Source organism: Microbacterium sp. GXF0217, assembly GCF_054798195.1.
Map to the genome: position 1 here is coordinate 599,925 of NZ_JBSJZG010000001.1, position 18,743 is coordinate 618,667.

The window sequence follows — 18,743 nt, forward strand, 5'->3', positions numbered from 1 at the left end:
GCGCTCACCGGACGACGTCGAAGTCGGCGCCGAGGGCGTGCAGCTTGTCCAGGAACTTCTCGTAGCCGCGGCTGAGGATGTCCACGCCGGAGACCTGCGACTGGCCGGATGCCGTCAGCGCGGCGATCACGTGGCTGTAGCCGCCGCGGAGGTCCGGCACGACGATGTCGGCACCGTGCAAGGGCGTCGGCCCCGTGATGACGGCGGCCTGCTCGAGTTCGCGACGCGGAACGCGACGCGGTCCGTTCTGGAGACCGTGCGGGTGCACGACGATGTCGGCGCCCATCTTGACGAGGGCCTGAGTGAACCCGAACCGGTTCTCATAGACGGTCTCGTGCACGATGGATCGACCCTCGGCCTGCGTCAGCGCGACGATGAGCGGCTGCTGCCAGTCCGTCATGAAACCGGGGTGCACATCGGTCTCGACGATGACCGGCTGCAGGTCCCCGCCGCGGCGGAACAGGATGCCGTCCTCCTGGATGTCGAACCATCCGCCGGCCTTGCGGAAGACGTTGAGGAACGTCAGCATCTCCTGCTGCTTCGCACCGCCGACGAAGATCTCGCCGTCGGTCGCGAGCGCAGCGGAGGCCCAGGAGGCCGCCTCGTTGCGGTCGAAGATCGAGCGGTGGTCGTACCCGCGCAGCGTCTCCACGCCTTCGATGAGGATGACGCGGTTCGGCTCGTAGGAGATGATCGCGCCCATCTTCTGCAGCACGGCGATCAGGTCCATGATCTCCGGCTCGATGGCCGCGTTGCGCAGCTCGGTCGTCCCCTTGGCGCGCACGGCCGTCAGCAGGACCTGCTCGGTCGCACCGACGCTCGGGTACGGCAGGTGGATGCTCGCGCCGTGCAGACGCTGCGGAGCCGAGAGGCGGATGCCGCTGGGCAGCTTCTCCACCACGGCGCCGAACTTGCGGAGCGCGTCGAGGTGGAAGTCGATCGGACGGTCGCCGATGCGGCACCCGCCGAGGTCGGGGATGAAAGCCTGACCGAGCCGGTGCAGCAGGGGTCCGCAGAACAGGATCGGAATGCGTGACGCACCGGCATGCGCGTCGATCTCCTCCATGTGGGCGGACTCGACGCCGCTGGGGTCGAAGATCAGCGAACCGGGTTCGTCGCCCTCCTCGACGCGCACGCCGTGGACCTCGAGCAGCGAGCGCACGACGGCGACGTCACTGAGATCGGGCACATCGCGCAGCGTGCTGGCGGTCTCACCGAGGAGCGTGGCGACCATCGCCTTGGTGGCGAGGTTCTTCGCGCCCTTCACGTCGACGCGTCCCCGCAGCGGTTGTCCTCCGCGGATGGCGATGACATCTCCGCTCAGAGCGGGAAGGCCGTCCTGGAGTACGTCGCGCAGGGGTGTCGTCATTCGGGGCCTCACTTCATTTCCACGGATCACGGCGCGTGCCGCTGGGGCGGATGCCCCGGGCTCACGGTCCCCGTTCAGCGAGCGGGGATGGTCCGTGGCCGCCACGATTCGCGACGGGCCTCGAACTGCGCGATCTTCTCTTCGTTGCGCAGCGTGAGCCCGATGTCATCGAGCCCTTCGAGGAGCCGCCATCTAGTGTAATCGTCCACGCCGATGCTGGCCTGGAAGACAGCCTCTCCGCCTGTCGGCTGCCCCGCGCCTGCCGCAGGGCCGATCGTGGCGGTGCGCGCCTCGAGGTCGACCGTGATCGAGCGGCCCGGCTCCTCGTCGATCAGCGCCCAGATCGTCTCGAGGTCCTCCTCCGAGATGGTGGCGGCGAGGAGCCCCTGCTTGCCGGCGTTGCCGCGGAAGATGTCCGCGAAGCGCGGGCTCAGCACGACGGAGAAGCCGAAGTCGCGCAGCGCCCACACGGCGTGCTCACGGCTCGACCCAGTGCCGAAGTCGGCTCCGGCCACGAGCACGGATGCTCCCTGGAACGCGTCCTGATTGAGCACGAACTCCGGGTCCTGGCGCCAGGCGTGGAACAGCGCGTCGTCGAACCCGGTCTTGGTCACCCGCTTCAGGAAGACCGCGGGGATGATCTGGTCGGTGTCGACGTTCGAGCGCTTGAGGGGAGCCGCGATCCCGGTGTGGGTGGTGAACTTCTCCATGATCAGGCTCCGATCAGTTCGTCGGCGGGCGACAGATCGCTCGGGCTGGACAGTGTGCCGCGCACGGCCGTGGCCGCGGCGACCAGCGGGGACACGAGGTGGGTGCGTCCGCCCTTGCCCTGCCGGCCTTCGAAGTTGCGGTTGGATGTCGACGCGCAGCGCTCCCCCGGAGCCAGCTGGTCCGGGTTCATACCGAGGCACATCGAGCAGCCGGCGAAGCGCCACTCGGCGCCGAAATCGATGAACACCTTGTCCAGGCCTTCGGCCTCGGCTTCCAGACGCACGCGCGCCGAGCCCGGTACGACCATCACGCGCACGCCTTCGGCCTTCTTGCGCCCCTTCACGATCGATGCGAAGGCGCGCAGGTCCTCGATGCGGCTGTTGGTGCAGGAGCCCATGAACACGGCATCCACCGGCACGTCCTTGAGCGGCGTGCCAGGGGTGAGCGCCATGTACTCCAGTGCGCGCTCGGCGGCGGCGCGCTCGTTCGGGTCGGCGATGCCGGCCGGATCCGGCACGGATGCCGAGAGCGAGCTGCCCTGGCCGGGATTCGTCCCCCAGGTGACGAACGGCTCGAGCTCGTTCGCGTCGATGAACACCTCTGCGTCGTAGACGGCGCCCTCGTCGGTGGGCAGCGTCCGCCAGTAGGCGACGGCATCCTCCCAGTCCTGGCCCTGCGGCGCGTGGGGCTTGTCCTTGACGTAGGCGAAGGTCGTCTCGTCCGGCGCGACCATGCCTGCGCGTGCGCCTGCCTCGATCGACATGTTGCAGATCGTCATGCGGCCCTCCATCGAGAGGGCTCGGATCGCGCTGCCGCGGAATTCGAGCACGTAGCCCTGCCCGCCACCTGTGCCGATCTTCGCGATCACGGCGAGGATGATGTCCTTGGCGCTCACGCCGGGTTTCAGCTCGCCCTCGACCGTGATGGCCATTGTCCTGAAGGGCTTGAGCGGCAGCGTCTGCGTGGCCATGACGTGCTCGACCTCGCTCGTGCCGATGCCGAACGCCATCGCGCCGAACGCGCCGTGCGTCGAGGTGTGCGAGTCGCCGCACACGACGGTGATGCCCGGCATCGTCAGGCCCAGCTGTGGACCGACCACGTGCACGATGCCCTGCTCGGCGTCACCGAGCGAGTGCAGCCGTACGCCGAACTCCGCGGCGTTGCGACGCAGCGTCTCGATCTGCGTGCGGCTGGTGAGGTCGGCGATCGGCTTGTCGATCTCGAGCGTCGGGGTGTTGTGGTCCTCGGTCGCGATCGTCAGGTCGAGGCGGCGGAGCGGACGCCCCTCGGAACGCAGCCCGTCGAAGGCCTGCGGGCTCGTGACCTCGTGCACCAGGTGCAGGTCGATGTAGATGAGATCGGGTTCGCCGTTCTCGCCCTTGACGACGAGGTGGTCATCCCAGACCTTCTCGGCGAGCGTGCGCGGGCGGGCGGGAATGTCTGAAGCGTCGATGGTCATGCGTCTTTCGTCTCCGGGATTCGCAGGGCGGCCCACGCTGGACTCCGCGACGAGAAAGGCCTAGATCGAGGTCTCGTCGCGGCTGCTAAGAAGGAGCACAACCTGCCGCATGCGGTCAGTTTACACCGCTGCGACAGGTGGCTCTGTCCTGTGACGCCGGGTCAGTGCGTCGGAGGCTCGGGGTGCAGCTCCTCCGGGGCGCGGCGCTTCTCGTTCGCGGATGCGACGAGGCTCGCGATCGTCGCGACGCCCATCGACGCCACGATCACCGTCAGCGACAGCCAGATCGGGATGTCCGGCGCCCACTCGATGTGCTCTCCGCCGTTGATGAACGGCAGCTCGTTGACGTGCATCGCGTGCAGGATCAACTTGATGCCGATGAAGCCGAGGATGACGGCGATGCCGTAGTGAAGGTAGCGCAGCCGGTCGAGCAGGTCGCCGAGGAGGAAGTAGAGCTGGCGCAGTCCCATCAGGGCGAAGATGTTGGCCGTGAACACCAGGAAGCTGTTCTGGGTGATGCTGAAGATCGCCGGGATCGAGTCGATCGCGAACATCAGGTCGGTGACGCCGATTGCGACGAACACGATGATCATCGGCGTCCACATCCGCTTGCCGTCCACGACGGTGCGGAGCTTGCCCTGGTCGTACTCGTCGCTGATGTCGATGCGCCGGCGCAGCAGACGAACGATGAAGTTCTCGCGCTTGGCCTCGCCCTCGTGGTCGCCCTCCGGCATGGCCTGTCGGATCGCGGTCCAGATGAGGAAGGCGCCGAACAGGTAGAAGATGGGCGAGAAGTTGTCGATGATCGCGACGCCGAGGAGGATGAAGATCCCTCGGAGCACCAGCGCGATGATGATGCCGACCATCAGCACCTGCTGCTGCAGGCGACGCGGCACCGCGAACTGCGCCATGATCAGCACGAACACGAAGAGGTTGTCGATCGACAGGCTGTACTCGAGAGCCCAGCCGGTGAGGAACTCGCCCGCGAACTGCCCGCCGGCAATGAAGTACAGCAGGACGGCGAAGATGAGCGCCAGTCCGACGTAGAAGGCCACCCAGAGGGAGGACTCCTTCGTCGAGGGGATGTGCGGTCGCAGCCGCACCAGCAGAAGGTCTCCGATGAGGATGAGAGTCAGGACCACCAGGGAGGTGACCTCGAACCAGACGGGGATGTTCAAGGGCGCACGGCACCTTTCGAGAGGGTAGGGAAAAGGACCGAAAGTCTCTCCCTCGCACGATGTGCGCCGCACCCCCGGAGCAGCGCTTTCGATGCTCGTGATGACGAGGGTGCGAAGACGGGATACTCCCTCTCGCAGATATCCATGTTAGCGGAGGTTCGACCGGCCGGCCGGACGTGATGGAATAGTCGCCGTGACCTCCCAGATCGACACCTCCGCCGACCCGCTCGAGACCACCCCGCGCAACGGCTGGGCCAGGGCCATCGCGTCGCTCATCTTCGTGAGCCGCTGGCTGCAGGCGCCGCTGTACCTCGGCCTGATCGTCGCCCAGGTGGTGTACGTCATCGTCTTCATGGTCGAGCTGTGGCATCTGATCGCCGAAGACGTCTTCGGCGACTTCACCCACATCGATGAAGCAACGATCATGCTCAGCGTGCTCGGGCTGATCGACGTCGTCATGATCGCGAATCTGCTCATCATGGTCATCATCGGCGGGTACGAGACGTTCGTGTCCAGGATCAACACCGACGGCCACCCCGATCAGCCGGAATGGCTCTCGCACGTCAACGCGAACGTCCTCAAGGTCAAGCTCGCGATGGCCATCATCGGCATCTCGTCGATCCATCTGCTGAAGACCTTCATCGCGGTCGGCAACATGGACGCGGATGGCACGAAGACCGAGATCGGCAGCTACACGCCGACGGGCGTGCTCTGGCAGGTCGTCATCCACATGGTCTTCATCGTCTCCGCCCTCGCGCTGGCCTGGATCGACCGGATGTCGCAGCAGACCGCGATCGCCGCGCATCGCGAGGCCGCCCACTGATCCCAGATCGATCTGAGACGATGGGGCATCCTTCGACACTTCCGAGGTGAGAGACACCGAACGGAGCAGGATGTCTGAGCGATCGGAAGACCAGGAATGGGCGGCCAGGGCCGCGGCAGGTGACGAGAGCGCCTTCCGCGCGATCTACCGCGCGCACGTCCGCCCGGTCTACTGGATCGCCCATGGGATCCTCGGATCGGTCGTGGATGCCGAGGATGTGACCCAGGAGACGTTCGTCGTCGCCTGGCGCAAGCTTCCGAAGCTCCAGCTCGTGGGAGATTCGATCCTGCCGTGGCTGGCGACGATCTGCCGCTTCCAGGCGGCCAATCGTCTGCGCCGACGGATCCGCGACCGCGACCACACCGCAGACGCCCCCGACGAGACGATCGTCGACACGGTGAACGTGGAGGACCAGGTCATCTCGGCGGAGCTCGCCGAGCGCATCGCCGCCGAGATCGGCACGCTGAGCGATCTCGATCGCGAGATCTTCCGGCTGTGCGCGACCGAGGGTTACGCCTACCAGGCCGCGGCCGACGAGCTCGGCGTCAGCCACGCGGTCGTTCGCAACCGTCTCTCCCGAGTGCGCACGCAGCTGCGTGGCGCCGTCCAGGAAGTGAGAGACGCATGAACGAGCAGAGCACCGCTCTTCCCGAGCTGTCGGACGAAGCCGTGGCCCGCATCGAGGATGCCGTGTTCGATCGGATCGCCGACGAACCGTCACGGGTCACACCGGCATCCGCACGCGCGCGGCGGCGGCGTCGCCGCTGGATGACCGGTGTCGGGATCGCCGCCGCATTCGCGCTCGGCATCCTGATCACTCCCCCGATCCTGAACGCCGTGGCCCCGGCATCCACCACGGCCGACCAGGGTGCGGACATGAGCTCGTCGGCTGGGTCTGCGGCCGACATCGGGCCGGAATCTTCGGCTCTCCAGCCGGAGAGTGCGACGCAGGATGTCGGATCCGTCGATACGGAGCTCCAGACGAGTACGGAGGTCGACGCGGACCGCGAGATCATCGCCTCCGCGTCGGCGATCGTCGAAGTCCCGGATGTGGCGGCATCCGTCAGCGCGATCGGCGACATCGCCGAGGAGCACGGCGGGTACGTCGAGAGCACGAGCGTCTCGAAGGCGTCTGCGACCGAAGGCGCCGACGTCTCCATGCCGGTGCCTCCGGTCGACGGTTACGGCTGGGTGAGCATCCGGGTGCCCTCGGCCGATCTCACCGCCGTCATCGCTCAGCTCGGCGACGTCGGCGCGGTGCAGTCCTCCTCGCTCACGAAGCAGGACGTCACCACGACCGCGATCGATCTGCGGGCGCGCATCGAGACGCTCGAAGCCTCCGTGACGCGCCTGACCGATCTGATGGCGCAGTCCGCGTCCGTCACGGAGCTCATCGAGGCCGAGGTCGCCCTGACGAACCGCCAGGCCGAGCTCGAGTCGTACCAGCAGCAGCTGGCGGCGCTCGAGGATCAGGTCGCGATGTCATCGCTGCAAGTCGAACTCGTGCCGGAGGCGACGACCGCGAAGGCGGACCCGGCCGGCTTCTCCGACGGTCTGATGGCGGGCTGGAACGGCCTGATCGCGTCGATGAACGCGCTCGTGATCTCCCTCGGGTTCTTGCTCCCCTGGATCGCCGTGGCCGCAGTCGTGTTCGTCATCATCTGGCTCATCCGCCGGGCGCGCCGACGCGATCGCGTATCACAGGAACGCTGATTTTCCGGGGTATACAAGAACTCTTGTGAGTTTCACACTTCACGCCTAGCGTTGCCTGCGTGGAAGAGATCAGCGTCATCACCGCCGTGCATCACCCCTTGCGCCGGCGCATCATCGACTACCTGCACCTGCACGGATCAACCCAGGTCGGCACGCTGGCACGCGGCTTCGAGGCCCAGGTCGGCAGCATCAGCCACCACCTCCGGATGCTGCAGAAAGCGGGCATCGTCGAGCAGGCGGACGATCCGACCGGCGACAAGCGCACCAGCTGGTGGAGGCTCGCACGGCGCACGATCACTTGGTCGGAGTCCGATTTCGAGTCCCCCGCCGATGCGCTGATGGCGCGCGAAGCGCAGCGAGCCAATGTGCGCCATCAGCTCGAACTGCTGCAGCGCTGGCACCGCGTCTCACGGGACAGCGATGTCGAGGGATTCGCAACGGACAGCCTGAACTGGGCCACGCCCGCCGAGCTGCGCGAGCTCGGACAGCGGCTGACCGCGATGCTGGACGACTGGCGCGCGTCGATCGATCTGCAGGACGGCCAGGAGCGCCTGCCGGTCTTCTTCTTCGCGCACGGCTTCCCGACGGAGGTGTGAGGTGACGACGGCCGAACCGCGGATGCTGCGGCAGCCGCCAGCCTTCCGCGGTGACCGGATGGTGCAGACCTGGCTGGTCGTGAAGGCGCTGTCGGATGCCGGCGATGCGATCTTCACGATCGCGTTCGCGTGGACGGCCGTGCAGATCGCGTCACCGGCCGTCGCAGGACTCGTGATCGCCGCCGGCACTGTACCGCGGGCTGTCGTGCTGCTGATCGGCGGCGCCTATGCCGACCGAGGCAACGCCAGACGGCTGATGGTGATCTTCAACGTGCTCCGGGTCTTCGTGCTCGTATCCGTCGCGATCTGGTGTCTGGCGACGCCGCCCACCGTGGCGCTGCTGCTGATCGCGAGCGTCGCCTTCGGCCTGTGCGATGCGTTCTTCGAACCGGCCGCCGGCACGATGCCGCGCCAGCTCGTCGCTCCGGCCGACCTGCCGGCCTACTCCGCGCTGAGCCAGACACTGTCCCGCCTGGGCACCATGGCGGGTTCGGCTGCCGGCGGCTTCCTCGTCGCGCTGTTCGGCATCGCCGGGAGCGCGGCGATCAACACACTGACGTACACGATCGTCATCGTCTTCATCGTGCTGTGGATGCGACCGCGGTTCGCGCTGCCGCGCGCGTCGACCGAGCAGAGCGTGCTGCGGGGCGTCGCAGACGGGTTCCGTCACCTGCGCACGGAGCGCTCCACACGGACGCTCGTCATCGCACTGTCCGGCCTGAACCTCGCCGTCGGACCGGCGATCGCCATCGGCATCCCTCTGCAGGCCACCGAGCACGGCTGGGGCGCCGGTGCCGTGGGGATCTTGGAGGCACTGGTCGGCGGGGGCGCGATGATCGGAGCGCTCGCGGTCGTGAAGTGGCGGCCGCGCCACGAGGCACGCGGCGCTTTCCTGGCGCTCATCGTGCAGGGTGCGGGGATCATCGCTTTGGGCATCGGCTCACCGTTCATCGTGGGAGCGGGCGCTCTGATGATCGGTCTCACGGCGGGTTTCGCGTCCGCGCTGCTCAGCGCCACCTTCGCGGCGACGGCGGCTCCCGATTTCCTCGGGCGGCTCGGATCGATCCTCCGTCTGGGCGATGACTGCCTTATGCCGGTGGCCATGGCCGCGTTCGGCGGACTGGCCGGCATCCTGCCGCTGTGGATGCCGTTCGCGCTGTACGGCGGCGCGATGGCCCTGCTCATGATCGTGCCGTTGAGCAATCCGGCGTTCCGTCGGATGACCCTGCGCGCGCCCGACCCCGCCGAATGAGTGGGCGACGCCGCGCTTGCCGTTCCGCGCGCGTGCGTCGGAGAGATCCCGCGGTCGGACGCAGTGCATGCTTTCGGTCCGACGCCGCCTGTTTCTCCAACGAAGTGAACGAGCGCGACGACACCGGATACGCGAAAACCCCCGGCGAAAGCCGGGGGTTCTCGGTGTTGTGTGACCCCAGCGGGATTCGAACCCGCGTTACCGCCGTGAGAGGGCGGCGTACTAGGCCGCTATACGATGGGGCCGTCTTGCGGAGCGTTTCCGTCCCGCGACAACCGTTCAAGTATGCCACGGCATTTCTCCCTCCGCCAAATCGAGGCAGGACCGACGGGGATCTCGGGCGTGGCGCGACGAAACCGGGTTTGCCGACGGCGACCGGACGGAGTTGACTCATCCCATGCGCGTCACGAAGTTCGAACATGCCACCCTCCGCATCGACGAGGGCGGCGACACTCTGATCATCGACCCAGGATCATTCACGACGCCGCTGGACGAGCTCACAGCTGTCGTTGCCGTCGTCATCACCCACGAGCACCCCGACCACTGGACACCGGAGCACCTCAGTCGCATCCTGCGCGCAGCTCCCGGCACGCCGATCTTCGCCCCCGCCGGCGTCGCGGCCGCGGCGGCCGATTTCGAGATCACCGTCATAGGCCCCGGTGACACCGTCACCGCCGGGGACTTCACGCTCCGTTTCTTCGGCGGCGAGCATGCCGTGATCCACGCGTCGCTCCCCCAGATCCAGAACGTCGGTGTGCTCGTGAACGACGGGCTGTACTACCCCGGCGACTCGTACGCGGTTCCCGAGGACATCACAGTGGATGCATTGGCCGCACCGCTCGGCGCTCCCTGGCTCAAGATCGGCGAGGCCATGGACTTCGTGCTCGCAGTCAAGCCGCGTCGCGCGTTCGGCGTGCACGACATGACCCTGTCTGTCATCGGCAAGAACATGCATCGTCAGCGTCTGCAGTGGGCGACCGAGCAGAACGGCGGCGAGTTCTTCGTGCTCGAGCCCGGCGAGTCGCTCGACCTCTGACATGGCGAACTCTCCAGCCGCCGAACGCACGCTCACCGAAGACGAGCTCCGGGAACTCCTTCGCTCGGCAGTGGGCGAGCTCGCGCATCTGCCGCTCACCATGATCGCCGAAGGGTGGGACAACGCGATCTGGAAGCTCGGTTCAGAGCTCGCCGTACGCGTCCCCCGCCGCGAACGCGCCGCACCGCTGATCCAGCATGAGCAGTTCGCCCTGCCGATGATCGCACCGCGACTGGCAGCGCTCGGTATTCGCATACCGGTGCCCGCATTTCGTGGTACGCCGACGGACAGCTTTCCCTGGCCGTGGTCGATCGTGCCGTGGATCGAGGGCGACCACGCGCTCGGCCGCGCCCGGCACCGCAACACCGCATGGGCTCCACACCTTGCCCAGGCGCTCATGGCGCTGCACCGGCCTGCTCCGGACCACGCTCCACAGAATCCGGTGCGGGGCGTTCCGCTGCGTCGGCGGGATGCCGCGATCCGACGTCGCCTCGCCGCGGTACCCGCACCGCAGCGCGACGGTCTCACCGTTCTGTGGGAACAGGGCCTGTCAGCCGACTCGAGCTGCGAGCGCGTATGGGTCCACGGCGATCTCCATCCCGGAAATCTCCTGGTGCACGACGACGACCTCATCGCGCTGATCGACTTCGGTGACGTGACCGCAGGCGACCCGGCGTACGACCTGGCCGGGTCCTGGCTCGCCTTCGACACCGCAGGGCGGGAACGCTTCACAGCCGCCACGGGTGACCGATACGACGCAGCGACCTGGGTGCGCGCCAAGGCGTGGGCGGCAGCAGTCGCCGCCATCCTGCACGACGCAAGCGACGATCGGCCGGACTACGGCGAGCTGGGTCGCTCAACGGCCCTCGAACTTCTCAGCGAGCCTGCGCTGCCCGCACTCTGAGATCTCGCGCCAGGTGGTCGCGCTGCTCGATCACCAGGCGACGCAGTGCACCTGCGGCATCCGGATTCTCCGCCAGCCATGCATCCACCAGACCGAGCGATTCGGACGCCGGGAACAGCCCCAGGACCAGCCGCTTCGCGATCTCGATGCTGCGCTGATCCCACGCCGGGACGATCCGGCTGAAGTACTCCGCGTCGTGATCGGCGATGAGATCCCGCCGGCCCCCCGCGCGGAACCCAGCGACCGTTGCATCCAAGTGGTCGTTCGACAGCGACGGATCATTCCACGCCGTGAGCCACGCCGCATCCCGCACCGCCTCGACCGGACGCGAAGCCAGCGCGCGGATCGAGGCCGTGCGCCCATCGGCGGTGTCGTCCCGTTCCAGCTCTGCGAGAATCGTCGCCTCATCCGTCTGCCCTGTCGTCGCCAACGCGGTGATGAAGGCCCAGCGCAGGTCGGGGTCGAGCGGGAGACCAGCCGGGCTCGCGCCGCCCAGGATGCTGCGGATGCGATCCGTCGCCGACACCTCATAGGCCGATGCCGCGGCGAACGCCCGCGCCCAGGTCAGCTGCGCGTCGCTGCCGGCCTCCGCAGCATCCATGGCCGCCTCGGCCGCGCGCAGCCACGCGGCACGCTCCGCATCACGACCTGCATCGGAGACGTAGTGGGACAGCGTGAACGCGGCATTGGCGAGCACGCCGGCAAGCAACGCCGGGCTCGACTCGGACGCCGCGTGCAGACGCACGATCTCCAGATACCGGGATGCCGCGAGCTCACCGTCCCGCGTCGCGTTCCACAGCGACGACCACACCAGCCCCCGGGCCAGGTCGTCGTCGATCGTCGAGAGTCCGCTTGCTGCAGCGTCCAACGATCGATCATCCAGCCGCGCCTTTGCGTACGTGAGATCGTCGTCGTTGAGCAGTGTCAGATCGGCATCGGCCAGGTCGATGACCGTGCGCTCATCGGCGATGTCGACCGCGACCTTCTCCCGGAGCACGAGGCGCCCATCGCGCAGGTCATACAGCCCGATGCGGAGCAGGTGCGGACGCGGATCGGTCTGCACCAGCACCCGCTTGCCATCAGCATCCGTCTCCAGCCACAGCGTCGAGACGCCGGTGGTCTCGAGCCACACACGAGACCACGGGCGAACATCCCGCCCCGAGACGGCTTCCAACTCGGAGAGCAGGTCTTCCAGGCTGGTGTTCCCGAACGCGTGCGCCGCGAAGTATCGACGCGCACCTTCGAAGAACGCGTCCTCCCCGACGAACGCGACGAGCTGCTTCAGCACCGAGGCGCCCTTCGCGTACGTGATGCCGTCGAAGTTCAGCTTCGCCGCCTCGAGATCGGGGATGTCCGCGACGATCGGATGCGTCGTCGGAAGCTGATCCTGCAGATAGGCCCACGCCTTGCGCCGATTGGCGAATGTCACCCAGGCATCCGTGAAGCGGGTCGCCGCCGCGGAGGCGTGCGAACCCATGTAGTCGGCGAAGGACTCCTTCAGCCACAGGTCGTCCCACCAGCGCATCGTGACGAGATCCCCGAACCACATGTGCGCCATCTCGTGCAGGATCGTGTTCGCCCGACCCGCTCGCTGGGCCTCGGTCGCTGCCCCGCGCGGAATGTACCCCTCGGTGAAGGTCACGAGGCCCGGGTTCTCCATCGCACCGAGGTTGTACTCCGGCACGAAGATCTGGTCGTACTTGCCCCAGGGGTACGGATAGGCGAATGCGTCGGTGAAGAAGTCGAGCCCCTGCTGCGTGATCATCAGGATCTCCTCCGCTTCGAGGTGCGCGGCGAGAGATGCGCGGCACAGGATGCCGAGATCCACGACCTGCCCCTCCCGCCGCCAGGATCCATCGACGCGGTGATACGGACCGGCCGCCACGGCGGTGATGTAGCTGGAGATCGGCAGCGTCGGGGCGAACTCGACCGTCTGGCTGCCGCCGTCAGCGATCGTCGACGCCGGTGCCTGATTCGACAGCACCTGCCATCCCTCCGGCGCGTGGACCACGAACGTGTACGACGCCTTCATGTCCGGCTGTTCGAAGCACGCCATCACCCGCCGGGAGTCCGCTGGTTCGTACTGCGTGTACAGATAGGTCGCGCCGTCCACCGGGTCGACGAACCGATGCAGCCCCTCGCCCGATCGGCTGTACGCCCCCGTCGCGCGGATTGTGACCTCATTGGATGCCGCGAGCCCGGTGACGCGGATGCGAGCGCCGTCATAGGCGATGGCCTGTTCCGCCCCGTTCACGATCACCGCGTCGACGGATTCCCCGATGAAATCGAGCCAGGTGGCATCGGTCGTGGCGTCGAACACAAGGGTCGTCGTGCTCGGGAACCCGGTCCGCGCCTGATCGGGTGCGCCGGTGAGATCGAGATCGACACGGATGCTGCGGACGGTGACATTCGCGGATCGCGCTGCTGTCTCCTGGCGGTTCAGGTTCGCTGAGGTCATGCTCATATCGTTTCATGACGACGTTCTCGGCAAGCCAGGGAAGTTCGCAGTGAGCATGGGCTAGGCTGAACCCACAACTACACGATGGCTGTCGGGCTCTCCGGCTGTCCATCAGCCCGAATGCGTATCACGCAGGGTGGCTGCTTCTCCCTCATCCTCCGCCTCATCCCTCATCGTCACGGCCGCAACGACCGCCGCCGTCAGCTCGAGGGCACACAGACTGCTCCGTCGAATCATTCGGCAGAGTATGACGGGCCGCATACTGGCCCACGAACAACAAAGGAAAACACAGCATGGCCACTGGCACTGTCAAATGGTTCAACTCCGACAAGGGCTACGGCTTCATCGCTCCCGATGACGGCTCCGCCGACCTGTTCGCGCACTTCAGCGCGATCGCGGGCAGCGGACACCGTAACCTCGAGGAAGCGCAGAAGGTCGAGTTCGACACGGAGCAGGGCCCCAAGGGCCCCCAGGCGACGAACATCCGCGCCCTCTGATCTGATCCGAAAGGACCCGGTCGCCGTTCGTGCGACCGGGTCCTTTCGTGTTCCCCGACACGGCCCCGGACCTGCCGCGGATGCCGTGCCCTCCAGTCCCATGTCAAGGCGCTTCCGACACCTGCACGAATCCGTACCGTTGCTGCGAAGAAGGTGCACAATGCCGAAGGAACGGAGCGCCGCGAAGCCCGAGGGCCCCCGCGCGGAGGTCCCGCCGGGTGGCGAGGGCGCGGACAGCGGGGCGGTAGACGCTGTGGAGGTCAGCGACGACCAGTTGGGCGAGATCCCCGATCAGTCGCCGCAGAATGACATCCCCGGCGTGGGAACCCGACGCGCGAGTCGCTAGGACGACGATCGGGTCGCGCGCAGATCCTGCGCGAGCATCACGAGAATTCCGCTCGGCCCGCGGAGGTACGTCAGCTTGTAGACGTCCTCGTAGCTCGCGACGCCGCGCAGCGGATGGCAGCCGTGCCGCGCCGCGATCTCGAGGGCCGCGTCGATGTCATCGACCGAGAACGCGACGCGATGCATGCCGATCTCGTTCGGCAGCGTCGGTTCGGTCTCGATGGCGTCAGGGCGGAGGTACTCGAACAGTTCGAGCTGCCCGTGCCCGTCCGGCGTCTGGAGCACTGCGATCCTCGCGTGATTGCCGTCGAGCCCGACGGCGGTGTCCGCCCACTCGCCGCTGATCGTGTCACGCCCGAGCACGCTGAGCCCGAGATCGGTGAAGAACGAGATCGCCTCGTCCAGGTCGCGGACGGCGATGCCGACGTTCTCCAGCTTGATGGCCATACGCAGGATCGTATCGGGCCGAATGCACGAAATCCCCGCCGAAGCGGGGATCTCATCAGTGCTGGGGTACCTGGACTCGAACCAAGAATGGCGGTACCAGAAACCGCTGTGTTGCCAATTACACCATACCCCAAGGGCGAAACGTGAGCCTCGCACCGAGGTTCAAGCTTACCCGAGCGGCGGCCATAACGCCAAAACGCGGCGCACCGCCCGGGCGAGTCGTCACGCCGCGACGAACTCCGCGAGCGCGCGCAGGCGCAAAAGGGTCGCGTCCTTGCCGATCAGCTCCATCGACTCGAACAGCGGCGGCGACACGCGGCGCCCCGTGATCGCGACGCGAGGTGGACCGTAAGCGACGCGCGGCTTGAGTTCGAGGTCTTCGACCAGGGCCTTCGCGAGAGCATCCTGAATCGTCTGCGGAGTGAAATCGGTGACGGGCTCGAGCGCTGTGACGCAGGCGTTCAGCACCTCGGCCGCATTCGCCGGAAGACCCTTGAGGGCATCCGCATCGTAAGAGATCTCCTCCGTGAACAGGAAGCCGAGCATGCCGGGGACGTCGCCCAGCAGCTGGACGCGCTCCTGAACGAGAGGCGCGGCGCGGAACGCCAGCACGAGCTGCTCGTGCGTGGGCTGGTCGAACAGGCCGGCAGCGGCCAGATATGGGACGATCCGCTCGGCGAAGTCCTTCTCCGGCAGCATCCGGATGTGGTCGCCGTTGATCGACTCCGCCTTCTTCTGGTCGAAGCGGGCCGGGTTCGGGTTCACGTTCTCGATGTCGAACGCCGCGGTGAACTCGTCCAGCGAGAAGATGTCGCGGTCGGGGCCGATGGACCAGCCCAGCAGCGCCAGATAGTTCAGCAGGCCCTCGTGGATGAAGCCGCGCTCTCGGTGCAGGAACAGATCGGCCTGCGGGTCGCGCTTGGAGAGCTTCTTGTTGCCGGTCTCCCCCAGCACGAGCGGCATGTGGGCGAAACGCGGCACGAACGTCGTGACGCCGGCGTCGATGAGCGCGGCGTACAGCGACAGCTGCCTGGCGGTCGAGGGCATGAGGTCCTCGCCGCGCAGCACGTGGGTGATGCCCATCAGCGCGTCATCGACCGGGTTGACGAAGGTGTACAGCGGCACACCGTTCGGACGCACGACCACGAAGTCCGGGAAGGACCCGGCGGGGAAGGTCACCTCGCCGCGGATGAGGTCGACATAGGTGAGGTCCTCATCCGGAACGCGAAGCCGCAGAGCCGGCTCGCGCCCCTCGGCGCGGAATGCGGCCTTCTGCTCGTCCGTGAGATCGCGGTCGAAGTTGTCGTAGCCCAGCTGCTTGGCACGACCGTTCGCCTCATTGCGCGCGTCGATCTCCTCCGCCGTCGAGTAGCTCTCGTACAGCGCCCCACTCGCCGTCAGCTTGTCGATGACGCCTCGGTAGATGTCGTGGCGCTGCGACTGGCGGTACGGCGCGTGCGGGCCGCCGACCTCGACGCCCTCGTCCCAGTCGATCTCGAGCCAGCGCAGCGCATCGAGCAGCTGCTGGTAGCTCTCCTCGCTGTCGCGGGCAGCATCGGTGTCCTCGATGCGGAAGACCAGCTTGCCGCCGTTGTGCCGGGCGTACGCCCAGTTGTACAGCGCCGTGCGCACCAGACCGACGTGCGGCAGGCCGGTCGGCGAAGGGCAGAAGCGGACACGGACGTCGGCACCACTTGCGGTCGTGGTGAGAGGATGCGGAGTAGCCATAGCCCTTCGATTCTACGGGGCGCGGGTGGCCCGATCAGCGCGGGATGCCGCGTCGACCGAAGGCCACCGCAGCCACGTGCTCGAGCGGGATCGCCCCGCCGTCGTCGCGCCGCGCGCACACCTCGTCGAAGCCCGTGCGGAATCGCGCGCGCTCCTCGCGCCCAGCCCGCCCAGTCCGTCACCGAACCGCGCGGCCCTGTGACGTGCGTCCGAACGGAGCCAGCGCGGTGATCGCGATGACGAGCACGAATGCCGCGATACCGAGGCCCGCGTACTGAAAGTTCGACAGAACGATTCCGGCGAGCACGGCGCCTGCGGCCGCCGACAGGCTCATGAGCGAGTCGCTTCTGCCCTGCCGCCGGGTGCGCAGCTGCGGGGCGGATGCCTCGGTGAGCAGCGCCGCGCCGGCGACGGTCGCTGCACTCCAACCGAGCCCCAGCAGGATGAGCGCGGTCATCACGCCCCATGCCTGATCGTTGGCGACGATCGCGAACACCAGCGATGCCGCGAGCAGCGCTTGTCCGAGCAGGACGACACGCAGCCGGCCCCAGTGATCGGCGAGGATCCCGAACACGGGTGAGAGCGCATACATCCCCGCGACGTGGAGGGCGATCGTGACGCCGACCAGCAGGGAGACGTCCGCGCTCGTCGCGTGACCGCCATGCGAGGCGTGCGCCATGTGCGACAGGTGGATCGGCGTCATGGCCATGACAGACGCCATCACCACATGCGAGCCGGCAACGGCGAACATCGCGTAGCGGGCCACGACAGGGCGGTCGACGATCAGGGCCGCTGAGGCGTTCGCCGCGGCATCCGATGTCAGGCGCTGCGCGGCCAGCAGCGGGTCCGGACGCAGCGCGACGAGATACAGCACGAGGGCTGCCGACTGCGCGACGAGCGAGAACAGGTACGAGCCGGTCTGCGGCGGCATGCCGACGGCCTGGCCGACGATCTCCCCCGGCCCCAGCAGCAGCGGCCCGGCGACGCCGCCGATCGTCGTCGCCCACACCACGATCGACAGATCCCGACCGCGGTGCTGCGGAGCAGCCAGGTCGGTGGCGGCGAAACGAGACTGCAGGTTCCCGGCATTGCCGGCGCCGATCAGCAGAATGCCGGCGAGCAGAAGCGGGAAGACACGCAGGGCCGCCGCGAGGATCAGAACCGCGATCCCGACCAGAGCGAAGAGGTTGCCGAGGGTCAACGCCCGACGGCGTCCGACTCGACCGGCGAGCCGGGCAAGCGGGATGGCGCACAGCGCCGCACCGAGCGTGACCGATGCCGTCGCCAGGCCGGAGAGCGCATCGTTCCCCGAGATATCGGCGGCGAGCAGCGCCCCCAGCGAGACGGTCGCGCCGAACGCGATACCGCCGAGCACCTGCCCGATCGACAGGATGAGAACCGTACGGCGCTGGACGACCGCCTGCTCGGCCGCCGTCAGCGCGGTCATGCGGCGGGTGTCGCGTCGCGGCTCGGGTTGCGGAGGATGCCGAGGCCCGTGACCTCGACCTCGACCGTGTCGCCGGCGTTGAACGGCCCGACCCCGGCAGGAGTTCCGGTGAGGATCACATCGCCCGGCAGCAGCGTGAACACGGCAGAGGCGTACGCGATGATGTCGGCGACCGAGTGGATCATGTCGGTCAGCGGCGCCTGCTGCCGCACCTCGCCGTTGACGCGCGTCTCGATGGTCGCGGCATCCGCATCGAACTCGGTCTCGATGACCGGCCCCAGCGGGCAGAACGTGTCGAAGCCCTTGCCGCGGGTCCACTGGCCGTCCCGACGCTGCAGGTCACGCGCGGTGACGTCGTTGGCGATCGTGTAGCCGAAGACGTACTCGTGGGCGCGATCGGCCGGCACGTTCTTCGCGATCCGCCCGATCACCACCGCCAGCTCGCCCTCGAAATCGGTCTGCTCCGAGAGGGCGACCGGGCGGATGATGGTGTCGCCGGGCCCGATCACCGAGGTGTTCGGCTTGAGGAACAGCAGCGGCTCCTCCGGAGCTTCGCCGCCCATCTCCTTCGCGTGATCGTGGTAGTTCTTGCCCACGCAGACCACCTTCGAACGTGGAATCACCGGTGCGAGCAGCGCCGCATCCGCGAGGGGAACGCGCTCGCCCGTGGTCTCGTAACCGGCGAACATCGGGTCTCCGGCGAGGACGACGAGCTCGCCTTCGTCGAGGATGCCGTAGCGGATGGCTTCGTTGTGGCTGAACCGAGCGATCTTCACCCCT

The 18,743-nt window shown here is 67.5% G+C and carries 17 protein-coding genes and 2 tRNA genes; 8 read left to right on the top strand and 11 right to left on the bottom strand.

The features are described from left to right. Positions 1-4: 4 nt before the first annotated feature. The 4 genes from murA to ACWAT3_RS03060 all read right to left on the bottom strand — a co-directional run bounded on the left by murA (position 5) and on the right by ACWAT3_RS03060 (position 4,717). A complete protein-coding gene (gene murA, locus ACWAT3_RS03045) occupies positions 5-1,369 on the bottom strand; it encodes a UDP-N-acetylglucosamine 1-carboxyvinyltransferase (RefSeq protein WP_460795759.1) in 1,365 nt (454 codons plus the stop codon). Positions 1,370-1,443: 74 nt separating this feature from the next. Then, positions 1,444-2,079, bottom strand: a complete 636-nt coding sequence (gene leuD, locus ACWAT3_RS03050) for a 3-isopropylmalate dehydratase small subunit (RefSeq protein ID WP_460795761.1) — start codon at positions 2,077-2,079, stop codon at positions 1,444-1,446. A gap of 2 nt (positions 2,080-2,081) precedes the next feature. Continuing rightward, positions 2,082-3,539 (bottom strand): 3-isopropylmalate dehydratase large subunit, encoded by a 1,458-nt coding sequence (gene leuC, locus ACWAT3_RS03055; RefSeq protein ID WP_460795762.1) that lies wholly within the window; start codon positions 3,537-3,539, stop codon positions 2,082-2,084. 161 nt (positions 3,540-3,700) lie between these two features. Further along, a complete protein-coding gene (locus ACWAT3_RS03060; RefSeq protein WP_460795763.1) occupies positions 3,701-4,717 on the bottom strand; it encodes a TerC family protein in 1,017 nt (338 codons plus the stop codon). A gap of 193 nt (positions 4,718-4,910) precedes the next feature. On the opposite strand from ACWAT3_RS03060, the gene ACWAT3_RS03065 reads away from it, so the two are divergent. The 5 genes from ACWAT3_RS03065 to ACWAT3_RS03085 all read left to right on the top strand — a co-directional run bounded on the left by ACWAT3_RS03065 (position 4,911) and on the right by ACWAT3_RS03085 (position 9,101). Beyond that, complete coding sequence (locus tag ACWAT3_RS03065; protein WP_460795765.1) at positions 4,911-5,540, top strand: TIGR00645 family protein; 630 nt, start codon at positions 4,911-4,913, stop codon at positions 5,538-5,540. A 70-nt stretch (positions 5,541-5,610) separates the two neighbouring features. After that, positions 5,611-6,168 (top strand): RNA polymerase sigma factor, encoded by a 558-nt coding sequence (locus ACWAT3_RS03070; protein ID WP_460795767.1) that lies wholly within the window; start codon positions 5,611-5,613, stop codon positions 6,166-6,168. Next, complete coding sequence (locus tag ACWAT3_RS03075; protein WP_460795769.1) at positions 6,165-7,253, top strand: DUF4349 domain-containing protein; 1,089 nt, start codon at positions 6,165-6,167, stop codon at positions 7,251-7,253. The genes ACWAT3_RS03070 and ACWAT3_RS03075 overlap by 4 nt, the downstream gene beginning before the upstream one ends. A gap of 59 nt (positions 7,254-7,312) precedes the next feature. Further along, a complete protein-coding gene (locus tag ACWAT3_RS03080) occupies positions 7,313-7,849 on the top strand; it encodes an ArsR/SmtB family transcription factor (RefSeq protein WP_460795771.1) in 537 nt (178 codons plus the stop codon). Position 7,850: 1 nt separating this feature from the next. Then, on the top strand, positions 7,851-9,101 hold the full coding sequence (locus ACWAT3_RS03085; protein WP_460795772.1) for an MFS transporter: 1,251 nt from the start codon (positions 7,851-7,853) through the stop codon (positions 9,099-9,101). A gap of 172 nt (positions 9,102-9,273) precedes the next feature. Here the strand turns inward: ACWAT3_RS03085 and ACWAT3_RS03090 are convergent. Next, a tRNA-Glu gene (locus ACWAT3_RS03090) sits at positions 9,274-9,346 on the bottom strand. A 152-nt stretch (positions 9,347-9,498) separates the two neighbouring features. Here ACWAT3_RS03090 and ACWAT3_RS03095 point away from each other — a divergent pair. Both ACWAT3_RS03095 and ACWAT3_RS03100 read left to right on the top strand, forming a co-directional pair. After that, positions 9,499-10,137, top strand: a complete 639-nt coding sequence (locus ACWAT3_RS03095; RefSeq protein WP_460795774.1) for an MBL fold metallo-hydrolase — start codon at positions 9,499-9,501, stop codon at positions 10,135-10,137. A gap of 1 nt (position 10,138) precedes the next feature. After that, the gene (locus tag ACWAT3_RS03100; RefSeq protein ID WP_460795776.1) at positions 10,139-11,041 is read left to right on the top strand and encodes an aminoglycoside phosphotransferase family protein; all 903 of its coding nucleotides are present in this window, start codon (positions 10,139-10,141) and stop codon (positions 11,039-11,041) included. Here the strand turns inward: ACWAT3_RS03100 and pepN are convergent. Next, positions 11,013-13,499, bottom strand: coding sequence for an aminopeptidase N (gene pepN, locus ACWAT3_RS03105; protein ID WP_460795777.1), 2,487 nt, complete (start codon positions 13,497-13,499; stop codon positions 11,013-11,015). The genes ACWAT3_RS03100 and pepN overlap by 29 nt on opposite strands. Positions 13,500-13,792: 293 nt before the next feature. On the opposite strand from pepN, the gene ACWAT3_RS03110 reads away from it, so the two are divergent. Further along, positions 13,793-13,996: a cold-shock protein gene (locus tag ACWAT3_RS03110; RefSeq protein ID WP_264157619.1), complete on the top strand. Its 204-nt coding sequence runs from the start codon at positions 13,793-13,795 to the stop codon at positions 13,994-13,996. Positions 13,997-14,338: 342 nt separating this feature from the next. On the opposite strand, the gene ACWAT3_RS03115 is transcribed toward ACWAT3_RS03110, so the two are convergent. From ACWAT3_RS03115 to ACWAT3_RS03135, 5 genes are all read right to left on the bottom strand, one after another. Next, positions 14,339-14,788 carry a VOC family protein gene (locus ACWAT3_RS03115; protein ID WP_460795779.1) on the bottom strand — a complete coding sequence of 150 codons (450 nt, stop codon included), beginning with the start codon at positions 14,786-14,788 and terminating at the stop codon, positions 14,339-14,341. 61 nt (positions 14,789-14,849) lie between these two features. Continuing rightward, positions 14,850-14,921: transfer RNA gene (locus ACWAT3_RS03120), tRNA-Gln, on the bottom strand. Between the two features lie 89 nt (positions 14,922-15,010). Beyond that, positions 15,011-16,516, bottom strand: a complete 1,506-nt coding sequence (gene gltX, locus ACWAT3_RS03125; protein WP_460795781.1) for a glutamate--tRNA ligase — start codon at positions 16,514-16,516, stop codon at positions 15,011-15,013. A 178-nt stretch (positions 16,517-16,694) separates the two neighbouring features. Continuing rightward, positions 16,695-17,963: an MFS transporter gene (locus ACWAT3_RS03130; RefSeq protein WP_460795782.1), complete on the bottom strand. Its 1,269-nt coding sequence runs from the start codon at positions 17,961-17,963 to the stop codon at positions 16,695-16,697. After that, positions 17,960-18,739: a fumarylacetoacetate hydrolase family protein gene (locus ACWAT3_RS03135; protein ID WP_460795784.1), complete on the bottom strand. Its 780-nt coding sequence runs from the start codon at positions 18,737-18,739 to the stop codon at positions 17,960-17,962. The genes ACWAT3_RS03130 and ACWAT3_RS03135 overlap by 4 nt, the downstream gene beginning before the upstream one ends. Between the last annotated feature and the right edge of the window lie 4 nt (positions 18,740-18,743).

Coding starts and splice junctions, on each gene's coding strand:
- murA (WP_460795759.1), bottom strand. CDS start 1,369: ATGACGACACCCCTGCGCGACGTACTCCAGGACGGCCTTCCCGCTCTG.
- leuD (WP_460795761.1), bottom strand. CDS start 2,079: ATGGAGAAGTTCACCACCCACACCGGGATCGCGGCTCCCCTCAAGCGC.
- leuC (WP_460795762.1), bottom strand. CDS start 3,539: ATGACCATCGACGCTTCAGACATTCCCGCCCGCCCGCGCACGCTCGCC.
- ACWAT3_RS03070 (WP_460795767.1), top strand. CDS start 5,611: ATGTCTGAGCGATCGGAAGACCAGGAATGGGCGGCCAGGGCCGCGGCA.
- ACWAT3_RS03075 (WP_460795769.1), top strand. CDS start 6,165: ATGAACGAGCAGAGCACCGCTCTTCCCGAGCTGTCGGACGAAGCCGTG.
- ACWAT3_RS03095 (WP_460795774.1), top strand. CDS start 9,499: ATGCGCGTCACGAAGTTCGAACATGCCACCCTCCGCATCGACGAGGGC.
- ACWAT3_RS03100 (WP_460795776.1), top strand. CDS start 10,139: ATGGCGAACTCTCCAGCCGCCGAACGCACGCTCACCGAAGACGAGCTC.
- pepN (WP_460795777.1), bottom strand. CDS start 13,499: ATGACCTCAGCGAACCTGAACCGCCAGGAGACAGCAGCGCGATCCGCG.
- ACWAT3_RS03110 (WP_264157619.1), top strand. CDS start 13,793: ATGGCCACTGGCACTGTCAAATGGTTCAACTCCGACAAGGGCTACGGC.
- ACWAT3_RS03115 (WP_460795779.1), bottom strand. CDS start 14,788: ATGGCCATCAAGCTGGAGAACGTCGGCATCGCCGTCCGCGACCTGGAC.
- gltX (WP_460795781.1), bottom strand. CDS start 16,516: ATGGCTACTCCGCATCCTCTCACCACGACCGCAAGTGGTGCCGACGTC.
- ACWAT3_RS03130 (WP_460795782.1), bottom strand. CDS start 17,963: ATGACCGCGCTGACGGCGGCCGAGCAGGCGGTCGTCCAGCGCCGTACG.